We start from the raw sequence: 10965 nt of genomic DNA on the forward strand, positions 1-10965 counted from the left end.
GGCGCGGACCCGGCGGCGGGCGGGTACCCGCGCCCGGAGCTGCTCGTCGGTCTCGCCGGGGCGGACCTGCTGGCCGGCCGCGACCCGAGCGTGCTGGCTCCGCTCTACCTGCGGCGTCCGGACGCGACCGAACCGCACGCGCCGAAGCCGGTCAGGGTGTGACGCGGCCTCCACCGCATGCGGCCGGAGATCTGGCGCCGGCTGGGGAGCTGGGGCCGGACGGGGAGCTGGTGCTCATCCCGATGCGCTGGTGGCACGTCGCCACCGTCGCCGAGCTGGAACCGACCGTCTTCGCCACCGACCCCTGGACCGCGGAGCTGTTCTGGTCCGAACTGGCCCAGGGCGACCAGCGGCGCTACCTGGCCGCGCTGTGGCGGCCGCGAGGGGTGGCCGCGCACGACCTGGCGGCAATCATCGGTTACGCGGGGCTGGCGCTTGCCGACGACGGCGCCTTCATCCAGACCATCGGCGTCGTGCCCCGGATCCGGGGCCGCGGTGTCGGCGCCCGGCTGATGATCGCCCTGCTGCGCCACGCGGGTCGGGCCGGAGCCCGCTCCTGCGGGCTGGAGGTTCGCACCGACAACCATGCCGCGCGGGCGCTGTACAGCCGGCTTGGTTTCGTCGACATCGGCGTGCGCCGCGGGTACTACCAGCCCTCCGGCGGCGACGCCTACGTCATGCGGGCCCGACCGATCGACACGGTCGGGTACGCCGCGCTGCTCGACGAGGTCGAACGCGCGCTGCCCGGCCGGGTGCGCCAGGAGCCGTGACCGGCTCGCCGGGGCGCCCCGGTCGGTCGCGCTGACTCAGACCGCCGCCCGCGCCCGCAGAACGCTCTCGCCGGCGGCCCGGCTGCGCTCGTAGACGTCGGTGAACTCGGCCAGCGCCGGGTTGACCGGGGCGAGCGTCATCTCCACCCGGACCAGCTCGACGTCGGTCGCCCCGAGCGTCTCGAGGACGTGGGCGATGAAGGGGAGCTGGTGGTCCCAGCCCTCCTTGGGCGTGCCCACCCCGTAGGAACCGCCCTGGGTGGCGATGACGGTGACGCGATCGCCGGTGAGCGCCGACTCCTCCGGCGGCTGCCGGAAGGTGCGGCCGACCATGATCACCTGGTCCACCCACGCCTTGAACGTGGAGGGCACCGAGAAGTTGTACATCGGCAGCGACAGCAGGAGCTCGTCGGCCGCCTCGAGCTCGCCGATCAGTTCCTCGCGCAGCTTGAGGCCCTCGGTCTGCTCCGGGGTGTGCTGCTCAGGCGGGGTGAAGCCGGCGGTCAGGGTGGCCCAGTCGAGGTGCGGCGGGGGGGTGAGGGCGAGATCGCGGTAGGTGACGGTGCCCTCGGGGTGGGCGGCGCGCCAGGCGTCGATGTAGATGGCGCCCAGCGATCGGGAGGTCGAGCCCTCCACAGCCAGGCTCGCGTCGACGTGCAGCAGGTTGGGCATTGCGGCGTCTCCCTGTTGGTCGAGAAGTCGTCAAAGACTGAGATCTTCTGCTGTCGCGAAGATCTGAACAGAGACTATCTGATGAAGAAATCGTCTCTGCAAGCACTCATCTGAGGGGAGATTACTCTGACCGGGACGGGTACCCTGGGGCGGTGAGCGACGCCGCAGCGGCCGCGGGGCCCGAGGTCGGGGCCGACGGCCTGCCCGAAGACCTCGGGCAGGATCTGGGCTGGCTGCTGGGCCAGGTGCAGTACGGCTACCTCGCGGCCTCGGCCGCCGCCGTCGGCGAACTGCCGGGCGGCCTGCGCGCGCTGCACGTTCTCGGCGCCGCCGTCGGCGGCGAGGCGCGAAACCAGATCGAGGTGGCCCGCCGGTTCGGCATCGACCGGACGGTGATGGTGCGCCTGGTCGACGAGCTCGAACGGGCGGGCCTGGTCGAGCGCCATCCCGACCCGGCCGACCGGCGAGCCCGCATCATCACCGCGACCGACCAGGGGACGCGGCTCTACGCGTCGACCCAGGACGACCGTCGCCTCGTTGATCAGCACGTGCTCGCCGGGCTGGAGCCGGCGGAGCGGGAGCAGTTCGTCGAGTCACTGCGCCGGATCGCCGCGCGGTTGCTGGCCGTCGATCCCACCCACGGCGCGGCTGCCTGCGACGCGGCCCGCCGCGAGATCGAGGCTCACGAGGGTGCCGGCTGCCCGCCGCAGGACGACTGTCCCACGGCCACGGATGGGCAGTCCGGGCCGGGCGGCGAGAGCGGACGACGGGCGGCCGCCGCCGGCTGATCGCCGGCCAGGCGGCGGGCGCCGCATGGGCGTCTGGGTGCCGGGAGCGACTCGGGTGGCCCGGCTCACCGTGGCGCGCTGGGCTCGGCGGGGCCGGGCGGGTCGAACTCGGCCGGGCGGGGGTGGACCTGGTGGAACGGCCAGGCGTGCGGGGAACCGGCGACCAGTTCCTCGGGTGGCGGGGGCAGCGGGGCCGCGGCGGGTCCACTGATGGTGGTGTCGTCCGCTCCGGTGGGAGCGGCGGTCGCCACGTCAGTCGGTGGCGCGTCGGGCAACCGGAGGACTACCACGACGAGGTCACCCCCGGGCTGGTGACTGAGATATACCTCACCTTTGCGGCCGTCGAGGGCGGCGATCGCCCAGTCCCGCAGGTCCGTCAGGCGCCCGGGCGTCGCCCGGGCCTCCCACATCCAGATCATGTTCGCGTCCCATCCGGCGTGGCCGAAGGCGGTCGGGGCCGGTTGCGCGGTCGCGCGCCGGGAAGGGGCCGGGGCGAGCCGGCGTGGCCGGCGCGGTCGGGCGGGCGGCGCCCGGTTCCCGGCCGTCTTGACACTTCCGACCTTGTTGGTTGACGTGTGTGGTGCGGGTGCTAGGTTGGCACTCGGCACGTGAGAGTGCCAGCGACAACAGGCGCCTGTTCACCCGCGACGGCAGGCCGCCAGGGTCGCTCTCTCATCCAGCGTAGGAAGGGGGAGGTCGATCGTGACGACCGCCACCAAGGTTGCTATCAAGCCGCTCGAGGACCGCATCGTTGTGCAGCCCTCCGATGCCGAGCAGACCACCGCGTCCGGAATTGTGATTCCGGACACGGCGAAGGAGAAGCCCCAGGAGGGCACCGTCCTCGCAGTCGGCCCGGGCCGGTTCGAGGACGGCAAGCGCGTCCCGCTCGACGTCAAGGTCGGCGACGTGGTGCTCTACAGCAAGTACGGCGGCACTGAGGTCAAGTACTCGGGCGAGGAGTACCTCGTGCTCTCCGCTCGCGACGTCCTCGCGATCATCGAGAAGTAGACCCGCTCGCCGGTCGCAACGCAAGGGGCGCGCCCCGCTGGTGGCCGCCCGGTTTCCGCCGGGCCCGCCGGCGGGGCGCGCCCTTGCGGTTTCCCACCGGTCATCGGTGTCGGGAGGACAAACCAGGTATGCCGAAGATTCTCACGTTCAACGAGGACGCCCGCCACGCGCTGGAGCGCGGGGTGAACGCGCTGGCCGACGTGGTCAAGGTGACGATCGGCCCGCGTGGGCGCAACGTCGTCATCGACCAGTCCTACGGTGCGGCGACGATCACCAACGACGGGGTGACGATCGCCCGGCTGGTCGAGCTGGAAGACCCGTACGAGAACCTGGGTGCTCAGCTCGCCAAGGAAGTCGCCACCAAGACGAACGACGTCGCCGGCGACGGCACCACCACGGCGACGGTGCTCGCCCAGGCGATGGTCCGCTTCGGTCTGAAGCAGGTCACCGCCGGGGCCGCGCCGCTGACGCTGAAGCTGGGCATCGAGGCCGCCGTCGAGGCCGTCTCCGCCGCCCTGCTCGAGCAGGCGATCGAGGTCAGCTCAAGGCAGACGATCGCCCAGGTCGCCGCCATCTCCGCCCAGGACGCCCAGGTCGGGGAGCTGATCGCCGAGGCGATCGACAAGATCGGCAAGGACGGCGTCATCACGGTCGAGGAGAGCCAGACCACCGGGCTGGACCTCGAGCTGACCGAGGGGATGCAGTTCGACAAGGGCTACATCTCGCCGTACTTCGTCACGGACGCCGAGTCGCAGGAGGCCGTCCTCGAGGACGCGTACATCCTGCTGTACCCGGGCAAGATCGCCGCGCTGAACGAGATCCTGCCCATCCTCGAGCAGGTCGTGCAGGAGCGTAAGCCGCTGCTGATCATCGCCGAGGACATCGAGGGCGAGGCGCTGTCCACTCTGGTCGTGAACTCGATCCGCAAGACCTTCCAGGTCGTCGCGGTGAAGGCGCCCGGCTTCGGGGACCGTCGCAAGGCGGTGCTGCAGGACATCGCCGTGCTCACCGGCGGCCAGGTGGTGGCCGGTGAGGTCGGCCTTTCGCTGGACGCGGTGACCCTCGCGGATCTCGGCCAGGCCCGGCGGGTGGTGGTGGAGAAGGACACCACCACCATCGTCGACGGCGGCGGCGAGGCGGGCGCGGTCGCCGACCGGGTTCGCCAGCTCAAGGCGGAGATCGAGGCCAGCGACTCCGACTGGGATCGCGAGAAGCTCCAGGAGCGGCTCGCCAAGCTCGCCGGCGGGGTCGCGGTCATCCGCGTGGGTGCCGCCACCGAGGTGGAGCTCAAGGAGAAGAAGCACCGCCTCGAGGACGCCGTCTCCGCGACCCGTGCGGCGATCGAGGAGGGCATCGTCGCCGGCGGTGGCGCCGCGCTGTCGCACGTCGCCTCCGTTCTCGACGACGGCCTCGGCCGCACCGGGGACGAGCTTGCCGGTGTCCGGATCGTGCGCACCGCCCTCGACGCCCCGCTGAACTGGATCGCGCGCAACGCCGGTCTGGAAGGCGCGGTCATCGTCGCCAAGGTCAAGGAACTCGCGCCGAATCACGGCTACAACGCCGCGACCGGCGAGTACACCGACCTGATCGCGGCCGGCGTCGTCGACCCGGTGAAGGTCACCCGCTCGGCGGTGGCGAACGCCGCCTCGATCGCGGCGCTGCTCATCACCACGGAGAGCCTCGTCGTCGAGAAGCCGGCCGGGTCGGCGGGCGATCACGGCCACTCCCACGGCCACTCCCACGGCCATGGGCACAGCCACCCGCAGGGCCCCGGTTTCTGATCGGGAGCCGGCTGGCGAGGCCCGGCCGGGCAACTCCGGCCGGCGCCCCGCTCGCGGCAGCAAAGCGGCCCGCTCGGTCCCCGGTCAGGGGTCCGAGCGGGCCGCTTTTGTTCCCGGGTAGTCAGGCCGGCGGCCGGCCGATCGATGGTGGCCGGCCGGCCCACGGGCGCCACCCGAACGGCTGGGCGAGAGCGGCCGGTGGGCCCGCTCACCCGTCGCGGGTGATCGGCATGGCCGGGATCGGATGTCCGGCCAAGTCGTCACCTGCCGCCGGGCTGGTCAGCAGGCAGGCGCGAGCCCCGGCCTGGCGGGGACGCGGCGAGCCGCCCCCCGCCGCGAGCGGCCGGTAAGGATCGCCTCCCGTTCCGACTCGCTGAGCCCTCCCCAGACGCCGTACGGCTCCCGGGCGGTCAGTGCGTACTCCCCGCAGGCGCGGATGACCGGGCACCGGGCGCAGATCGCCTTGGCCGCGGCCTCACGGGCGGCCCGGGCCGGCCCGCGTTCGCCCTCCGGGTGGAAGAACAGCTCGGTGCTCTCCCCGCGGCACGCGCCATGCAGTTGCCACTCCCACTTCTCCGCGCCGGGGCCGGGAAGTCGTCGGACGTCGGTCATCGGCCTGAGCCCCCCTTTCGACCTGAGCGGCAAACGCCGCGGGCTCACCGTAGTACCGGTCACCCTTCCGGTGATCTAGAAAAATTCACCCGGGCGATCCCGCGTCGCCTGCCGTCAGGTCCGGTGTGCCGCGCCGGCACAGCCCCCGCCGGGACGCGGCGCGGATCCACGGGTCGTCCGATGGCTCCGGACCAGACCGATCCTCCCCGTCCGGTGCCACCGGCCGCCCGGACGGAGCCGGGATCGGGAAGGACGTCCGGTCCGTGGGTCCGGCGGACAACTTCGTGGACGGTGATTCGCCTACCCCGGCGATCGCCTGGTCACACGGCCCGGCCGGGAACATCGCCGGACAATGCTTCGATCCGGGCGACGGGGGCGGCCTTCGCGGCCCGACGGTTCCCCGGCAGAGTCGCCGTTACCGGATCAACCGGACGGTTCGGTCGGGATGTTGGGCAGTTCGACGGCCCGGGAGCGCGCCGGTCGGCCCCGGGTGGCAGGGACATGCCAACGCCGCGGCGGGTGGCGTCGGCCGGGCGGACCGTCCGGGAACGGACAGTCCGGGCTGGCCCGAAAGTCGTACCGGCGATCGGCCGGGGGAGACACGCGGTGGCGCTGGGACGCCGCCCGAGGCCCAACGCGGCCACCGCGGACGACGAAAAGCGGGCTCGGGCGACCGCAACGATGTTGCTGGCGGATGGCTGGGGCGTGCCCGAGCCCCGGTCCCGCGCCGGGTGCGGGCCGACGATCTCGCTCGCGGCCACGGCGACCGCTGCTGAACATGGAGATGCCCACGACGATGCGGGTACGCACTCGAACTGAGCCCCGACGCAGTCCGTCCCGCCGACGCAGTCCGCCCGCGGGCTCCATGCACCTGCGCCCGCGGGCCTCCTGCCTAGGCCGGGACGCGCCCGGCGCTCAGCGGGAGTCGGCCTCCGAAGCGGCTGACGCCTCATACACGCCGTCGGCGAAGCCGCGGGCGTACTCCCAGCTCACGTAGCACGACGGGTCGGGAGAGAAGGCGGGCTCGTGGACGCGTGTCCGCCCCTCGTTGAGGAGATTGCGCAAGTTGCCGGCCAGCAGCTCCCAGTCGAAGTAGTGGGGCTCGGCGCAGCCCTCGCAGTCGACGACGAGGCCGCGGTAGCCGCGCGGCTCGAGCAGCGTGCGGAAGACATCGAGGTCTCCCAGCTCGGCGAGGACCTCCTCCCGCTCGTGCAAGGACAGCGGTTCGAGCAGGTCAAGGTCGTCGACAGAGTCGAGGCGCGCGAGCTCGGCGGCCGGATCCTCGGGGTCACCCGCGAAGGGGTCGACAGGCTCGTCGCTCACGTCGACCACGCTACGCTTGCCCGGACTGCTAAGTGGTCCCGATCAGGAGTCTCGGCACCGTTGTGCCGCGCTTGTGGACAAGTCTGTGTAGGTCCGTCTCCTGTTGCGTAACCTGCGTTGCGCTGGTCGGCCGCCGGTAAGGCTCGCTCCCGGCGGCTCCACCGCGATCTCCGTCACGCCGCAACCGCCCATAAGCGCCGCCGACCTCTACGATGGGGTACATGCCGCCACCCGGCGACCGGCTTGCCGGTAGCGGGTTGATGCCCCGATCGCCTGGTGGGCGGCCGGGCCGGCCGCCCACGGGTACCCGGCGGGGCCGTGGCCGCCGGGCGGGTATCCCCCGCGCCGCGGCCCCGGTCATCGCGGAACGGAAGGTGCCATGAACGCTCCCGTCGCCACCGATCACTCCACGTCGGCTCCCCGCCCGCCGGCTCGCACGGCGTCGGCGAGCGGCTCCGCCGACTCCCAGGTGGACCTCCTGGGCGCCGACGCGCCGGTGCCGCCGAAGCTGGCGATGCTGGGCCTGACCTTCGACGACGTGCTGCTGCTGCCGGCGGCCTCCGACCTGGTGCCCGCCGAGGCCGACACCACGACCCGGCTTTCGCGGTCCATCTCCCTCGCCGTGCCCCTGGTGTCCTCCGCCATGGACACGGTGACCGAGGCCCGGATGGCGATCGCGATGGCGCGCCAGGGCGGCGTCGGGGTGTTGCATCGCAACCTCTCGATCGAGGACCAGGCGCAGCAGGTCGACATGGTGAAGCGGTCCGAGTCCGGGATGATCACCGCGCCGGTGACCTGCGGGCCGGAGGCCACCCTCGAGGACGCGAACGTGCTCATGGCGCGCTACCGCATCTCGGGTGTGCCGGTGACCGAGCCGGACGGCCGGCTCGTCGGCATCGTGACCAACCGCGACATCCGCTTCGAGCGGGACTACTCCCGCCGGGTGCAGGACGTCATGACGCGGATGCCGCTGATCACCGCGCCGGTCGGCGTGTCGCCCGAGGACGCGCTGGAGCTGCTGCGCCGACACAAGATCGAGAAGCTGCCGATCGTCGACGACCGCGGCCGGCTGCGAGGGCTGATCACGGTCAAGGACTTCACCAAGCGGGACCAGTACCCACACGCCACCAAGGACGCCGACGGCCGGCTGATGGTTGGTGCCGCGATCGGGGTGGGCGAGGACGCCTACAAGCGGGCCCAGGTCCTCGTCGCGGCGGGCGTCGACTTCCTCATCGTGGACACCGCCCACGGCCACCAGCGGGCGGTGCCCGACATGGTGCGCCGGATCAAGACCGACATCCCGACCGGGGCCAACGGTCGGCCGCTGGACGTGATCGGCGGCAACGTCGCGACCGGCGCGGGCGCCGCGGCGCTCATCGCCGCGGGCGCGGACGCGATCAAGGTCGGCGTGGGGCCCGGCTCGATCTGCACCACCCGGGTGGTCTCCGGGGTCGGCGTCCCCCAGGTCACGGCGATCTACGAGGCGTCCCGGGTCGCCCGGGAGCACGGGGTGCCGGTGATCGGGGACGGCGGCCTGCAGTACTCCGGCGACATCGCGAAGGCCATCGCGGTCGGGGCGGACACGGTCATGCTGGGCAGCCTGCTCGCCGGCGTCGACGAGAGCCCGGGCGAGCTGATCTTCATCAACGGCAAGCAGTACAAGGCCTACCGCGGCATGGGGTCGCTCGCCGCGATGCGCAGCCGAGGCGGGGCCCGCTCCTACTCGAAGGACCGCTACTTCCAGGACGACGTGCTCTCCGACGACAAGCTCGTCCCGGAGGGCGTCGAGGGGCAGGTGCCCTACCGGGGCCCGCTCGCGGCCGTGGCGCACCAGCTCGTCGGCGGGCTGCGGGCCGCGATGGGGTACACCGGCTCGCCGACCATTCGGCGGCTACAGGACGACGCGCAGTTGATCCGGATCACTTCCGCGGGCCTCACCGAGAGCCACCCGCACGACATCCAGATGACCGTCGAGGCGCCGAACTACAACTCCTCGCGCTGAGAGCCGCGGCGAGCGCGGCCGGCACCCCCGGCGGATGCCGTGCCGTGCCGTGCGGTGCCGCGCCGCCGGCCGCGGTCCGTCCGCTCGCGGCCATGGCGGTGCCGGTCCGCCCCGCTCCGGCCGATCCTGACGCGGTCACGCCGCTTGCCGGGACCGGTCGACGCCGCCGGGGTGCCGACCCCGCTGCGGATGCGCGTCGTCGTCGGCCGTCCCGACACCGGCGATCAGGTGTCCGTGCCCGGGTCCGGCGCGCGGACGACGTGAAGCAGGTACGTCAGTGTCCGGCCGGCGTAGGCCCGCCGGCCCAACCAGGAGGCACCAGCAGTGGCAGAGGTCGAGATCGGTATCGGCAAGAGCGCGCGGGTCGCGTACGGTCTCGGCGCCGTCGGAATCGTCCCGTCGCGTCGGACCCGTGATCCGCAGGACGTCTCGCTGGCCTGGGAGATCGACGCCTACCGTTTCGACCTGCCGCTGGTGGCGGCCGCCGCTGACGCCGTCACCTCGCCGGCGTCGGCGATCGCGCTCGGCCGGCTCGGTGGGCTTGGCGTCCTGCACGTCGAGGGGCTGTGGACCCGGTACGAGCAGCCCGAGAACCACATCGCCGACCTCAGCGAGATCGGCGCCAAGGAAGGCCAGCAGGCGGCGACCGAACGGCTGCGCGGGCTGTACGAGTCGCCGGTGCGTCCGGAGCTCATCGCGCGGCGCCTCGGCGAGCTGCGCGAGGCCGGTGTGGTCGTCGCCGCGGCGCTGCGCCCGCAGAAGGTTCGGGCGCTGAGCCAGCACGTGCTGGCGGCCGGCGTCGACCTGCTGGTCATCCACGGCACGGCGGTCTCCGCCGAACACCAGTCCCGGCGCAGCGAGCCCCTCAACCTCAAGCGGTTCATCGGCGAGCTGGACGTCCCGGTGCTGGTCGGCGGGTGCGCGTCGTTCTCCACCGCGCTGCACCTGATGCGGACCGGCGCCGCCGGGGTCATCGTCGGCGTCGGCTCGGGCCTGGGCGATCGGACCCATGAAGTGCTCGGCGTGGGAGTCCCGCTCGCCACCGCGATCGCGGATGCCGCCGGAGCCCGGATGCGTTACCTCGACGAGTCAGGCGGCCGCTACGTCCACGTCGTCGCGCACGGCGACCTGCAGACCGGTGGTGACCTCGCGAAGGCGATCGCCTGCGGCGCCGACGCGGTGATGGTGGACGCGGCGCTGGCAGCGGCGCAGGACGCGCCCGGCCAGGGCGGGATGTGGCCGATGGACGTGCTGCATTCCGACCTGCCACGCGGCCGGTGGGCGCCGGCCCCCCCGACGGGCACCCTGGCGCAGATCGTCACAGGGCCCGGTGCGGCCACCGGAACGGGCCTGCTCAACCTCGCCGGCGGTCTGCGGACCGCCATGGCGACGACCGGGTACGCGACCCTCAAGGAGTTCCAGAAGGCCGAGATCATGGTGACTGCCGCCTCCTGACCGGCCCGGGGGCCGCTGCCACCGGATCCGGTGACAGCCGTTCCGGCGGGCGATCAGCCACGCGGTGGGCCGATACCCGACTCGGGCGGAACAGTCCACCTCCCGACGGTGGCGGCGGTACCCGCCCGATCCGGACCCTTGGTGGACATGGCACCCTGGGAGCGTCCGTCTCCGGCACGAAGGACGACAGATGCGCCTCGACGAGCACGGCCGCTGGGTCAGCGATGACGGCGCCTACCTCTGGGACGAAGCCGCCCAGACCTGGCAGCCGTCCTCCGCCGTGCCGCCGACCAGCTCCAGCGGCGGTCCGGCGCGCGCCCAGCCGGCCGGCACCGTCGGCACCGTCGGCACCGGACCGCGTGACGGCGGCGATGCGCGCACGGCCGGCCTTCCCGATCCCGCTGCGGCGGGCCCCTCGGCTTACCCGGCTTCGGGTTTCGGGTCCGGCTCGGGCGACATGGCGGATGACGGGCGGGGCGCCGCTGCGGCGGGTGATGTGGGTGGCGCGGGGCGCGGATCGCCCGCCGTGGTGCGGCACGAGGTTCGTCCCGGGG

At 72.9% G+C, this 10965-nt stretch carries 10 protein-coding genes and 1 pseudogene; 7 read left to right on the plus strand and 4 right to left on the minus strand.

The features are described from left to right. The first annotated feature begins 158 nt into the window (after nt 1-158). Entirely contained in the window at nt 159-770 is a 612-nt protein-coding gene (gene rimI / locus ND748_RS16310; protein WP_374215939.1) for a ribosomal protein S18-alanine N-acetyltransferase, read from the plus strand. A gap of 36 nt (nt 771-806) precedes the next feature. On the opposite strand, the gene ND748_RS16315 is transcribed toward rimI, so the two are convergent. Continuing rightward, nucleotides 807-1442: an FMN-dependent NADH-azoreductase gene (locus ND748_RS16315; RefSeq protein WP_251746662.1), complete on the minus strand. Its 636-nt coding sequence runs from the start codon at nt 1440-1442 to the stop codon at nt 807-809. 152 nt (nt 1443-1594) lie between these two features. On the opposite strand from ND748_RS16315, the gene ND748_RS16320 reads away from it, so the two are divergent. Continuing rightward, nucleotides 1595-2230 carry a MarR family winged helix-turn-helix transcriptional regulator gene (locus ND748_RS16320; protein ID WP_251746663.1) on the plus strand — a complete coding sequence of 212 codons (636 nt, stop codon included), beginning with the start codon at nt 1595-1597 and terminating at the stop codon, nt 2228-2230. Between the two features lie 65 nt (nt 2231-2295). On the opposite strand, the gene ND748_RS16325 is transcribed toward ND748_RS16320, so the two are convergent. Further along, entirely contained in the window at nt 2296-2649 is a 354-nt protein-coding gene (locus ND748_RS16325; RefSeq protein ID WP_251746664.1) for a hypothetical protein, read from the minus strand. 280 nt (nt 2650-2929) lie between these two features. Between ND748_RS16325 and groES the strand changes: the two genes are divergently transcribed. Continuing rightward, the gene (groES, locus tag ND748_RS16330) at nt 2930-3238 is read left to right on the plus strand and encodes a co-chaperone GroES (RefSeq protein ID WP_035921112.1); all 309 of its coding nucleotides are present in this window, start codon (nt 2930-2932) and stop codon (nt 3236-3238) included. A gap of 128 nt (nt 3239-3366) precedes the next feature. Then, a complete protein-coding gene (gene groL, locus ND748_RS16335) occupies nt 3367-5019 on the plus strand; it encodes a chaperonin GroEL (protein WP_251746665.1) in 1653 nt (550 codons plus the stop codon). Nucleotides 5020-5298: 279 nt separating this feature from the next. Here groL and ND748_RS16340 read toward each other — a convergent pair whose 3' ends face one another. Together ND748_RS16340 and ND748_RS16345 are read right to left on the minus strand one after the other, a co-directional pair. Next, nucleotides 5299-5631: a WhiB family transcriptional regulator gene (locus ND748_RS16340; RefSeq protein WP_009740477.1), complete on the minus strand. Its 333-nt coding sequence runs from the start codon at nt 5629-5631 to the stop codon at nt 5299-5301. Between the two features lie 915 nt (nt 5632-6546). After that, nucleotides 6547-6963, minus strand: a complete 417-nt coding sequence (locus tag ND748_RS16345) for a DUF5319 domain-containing protein (protein WP_009740476.1) — start codon at nt 6961-6963, stop codon at nt 6547-6549. A gap of 370 nt (nt 6964-7333) precedes the next feature. On the opposite strand from ND748_RS16345, the gene guaB reads away from it, so the two are divergent. The 3 genes and pseudogenes from guaB to ND748_RS16360 form a co-directional block, all read left to right on the plus strand. After that, nucleotides 7334-8956: an IMP dehydrogenase gene (gene guaB / locus ND748_RS16350; RefSeq protein ID WP_285902221.1), complete on the plus strand. Its 1623-nt coding sequence runs from the start codon at nt 7334-7336 to the stop codon at nt 8954-8956. Between the two features lie 324 nt (nt 8957-9280). Continuing rightward, nucleotides 9281-10411 (plus strand): GuaB3 family IMP dehydrogenase-related protein, encoded by a 1131-nt coding sequence (locus ND748_RS16355; RefSeq protein WP_251746666.1) that lies wholly within the window; start codon nt 9281-9283, stop codon nt 10409-10411. A gap of 190 nt (nt 10412-10601) precedes the next feature. Further along, a pseudogene (locus ND748_RS16360) lies at nt 10602-10965 on the plus strand (hypothetical protein); the annotation flags it as partial.

This window comes from Frankia sp. AiPs1 (assembly GCF_023716945.1).
In the GTDB taxonomy this organism is placed as follows: Bacteria; Actinomycetota; Actinomycetes; order Frankiales; family Frankiaceae; genus Frankia.

What these genes read in the sequence shown, in the direction of transcription:
- ND748_RS16315 (WP_251746662.1), bottom strand. Translation starts at nt 1,442, where the DNA reads ATGCCCAACCTGCTGCACGTCGACGCGAGCCTGGCTGTGGAGGGCTCG.
- ND748_RS16325 (WP_251746664.1), bottom strand. Translation starts at nt 2,649, where the DNA reads ATGATCTGGATGTGGGAGGCCCGGGCGACGCCCGGGCGCCTGACGGAC.
- groL (WP_251746665.1), top strand. Translation starts at nt 3,367, where the DNA reads ATGCCGAAGATTCTCACGTTCAACGAGGACGCCCGCCACGCGCTGGAG.
- ND748_RS16340 (WP_009740477.1), bottom strand. Translation starts at nt 5,631, where the DNA reads ATGACCGACGTCCGACGACTTCCCGGCCCCGGCGCGGAGAAGTGGGAG.
- guaB (WP_285902221.1), top strand. Translation starts at nt 7,334, where the DNA reads ATGAACGCTCCCGTCGCCACCGATCACTCCACGTCGGCTCCCCGCCCG.